This window comes from Bacillota bacterium (assembly GCA_036504675.1).
Lineage (GTDB): Bacteria > Bacillota > Sulfobacillia > JAJYWN01 > JAJZPE01 > DASXUT01.
This window is the reverse complement of sequence record DASXUT010000176.1, coordinates 1-1,779: the sequence shown is the minus strand read 5'-3', so window position 1 is coordinate 1,779 and position 1,779 is coordinate 1. Positions and strand designations below refer to the sequence as shown.

General features: G+C 65.0%; 3 protein-coding genes. All 3 read left to right on the top strand.

The genetic code is table 11. The annotated features are described in order from the left end of the window. Positions 1-228, top strand: a 228-nt coding sequence (locus VGL40_14110) for a hypothetical protein (GenBank protein ID HEY3316398.1), incomplete at its 5' end; no start/stop codon positions are given. Positions 229-348: 120 nt separating this feature from the next. Beyond that, complete coding sequence (locus VGL40_14105; GenBank protein ID HEY3316397.1) at positions 349-645, top strand: YciI family protein; 297 nt, start codon at positions 349-351, stop codon at positions 643-645. Positions 646-928: 283 nt separating this feature from the next. Further along, positions 929-1,779: anion permease (locus tag VGL40_14100; GenBank protein ID HEY3316396.1), on the top strand; the 851-nt coding region annotated here is incomplete at its 3' end.

Sequence of the window (1,779 nt, the reverse complement as noted above, 5' to 3'; positions counted from 1 at the left end):
ATCGGGCTGTGGCGGGGGACTGACTGGGGCGGCAAGGCCGCCTCGCTCTCCAACCTGTTCAGCCTGGCGATCATCAGCGCCATTCTTTTTACCGGTCCCCTCAAGGAGTTCCTGCAGAACGGGTCGGTGTCGGCGGTCATGTGGGGGATGTCGGCGATCATGATCGTCGCCGCCGTACCGGCCGCGTGGTCGGCGGTTTGGCTGGCCAAGGGGGAGGAATCAAGGTGAAGACAGCCGTCGAGGCAGACGTGCGGGGCTTCGCCCGAGCCCTGCAGGCCGGTCAGGATCAATGGGTGACGGCCAGATAGCGAGGCCGAGCTGTCATGAGCGGTATTGGGGGGTGAACGGGTGAACCAGTGGATCTACGTCCTCCGGCCCGTCCGCGCCGGGCTGGCGATCACTCCGACGGCGGAGGAGGACGCGGCCGTAGAACGGCACTTCGCCCGCCTGCAATCCCTGCTGGCCGCGGGCAGGCTGATCGTGGCCGGCCGGACGCTCGAGGACTCGCCGTTCGGCATCGTCATCTTCGAGGCCGGAACGGAAGCGGAGGCCCGGTCGATCATGGAGACCGATCCCGCCGTTCAGGAAGGGGTCATGACCGCCGTCCTGCACCCATACCGGGTGGCCCTGAGGCGGGACGGGTGAGCCGGAACCGACGGTACCGATCAAGTCCCAACATTGAGGCTGGCGCTGTGTGCGCCGGCCTTGTTGCCTGTCCCTTATTGGCGACCACCTGGAGACTCGTCGACCGTCAGGGGATTCGTCAACAAAGCCCTTGTACCTGCCCCCAGGGTGGGACTGGATGAGGCCTCTGAATGAGGGGCGACTGACTGGAGCCCAACCAGAAAGGGCGCCTCCGGACCCCCGATGGACACGTCCGTCCAGGAAGAGTTACTATTACCTAGCATGGTGATGGTGATCGGGGTAGGTGGATGAAAGCGAAGCCGATAGGGGGCGGGCGGCCAGAGTGACCGGTAAGCCGGAAGATGTCGTTCTAAGAATGGGTTCGTCAACTCAAACCAGCACTCCATATCGCCATGGTCCAGCTGTTCGCCGCGGCATCGTCCTGGCCGTCGCGACCGTCGCCGGGACGATGGTGGCCCTGTTACCGCCTCCATCAGGGCTCACCCCGCCGGCGATGCGGGCCATGGGTCTCCTACTGTGGGCCATCATCTGTTGGGCCGGCGATGCCGTGCCCGACTATGTCGTCGCCTTGATGATGGGCCTCGGCTGGGTCGTCTTTCGCGTCGTCCCCTTCAATGTCGCCTTTGCCTGTTTCTCCACCACCAGTTGGTGGATGATGGTCGGCGCCCTGGGCATCGGGGTGGCCGTGGCCGAATCCGGGTTGCTGCGGCGGGTAGCGCTGTTGGCGCTCCGCGCCCTCCCCCCGACGTTCGCCGGGCAGACGGCCGGGCTGATCATCGCCGGCCTTCCTTTTGGTCCCGCGCTCCCCACCGTCACCGGGAAGACGACCCTGGCCGCTCCCTTCGTTCTGGGCATCTCGAAGGCGATGGGCCTCGAGGACCGCTCCAAGCACTCGACCGCCCTGTTCATGTCGATGTTCACGGGCTTCGGTCTGATGGGTCCCCTTTTCATGACCGGGACGGTGACCAACTTCGTCGTTCTCGCCCTCCTGCCGGCTTCTCTCAGGGCTCACATAACGTGGGTCTCATGGTTCGTCACCTATCTGCCGACGATGCTGATCATCATGGTCCTGTCGTGGCTGGCCATCGTGCTCGTCTGCCGGCCCAGAACAGTGGTCCCCCTCTCACGCGATTT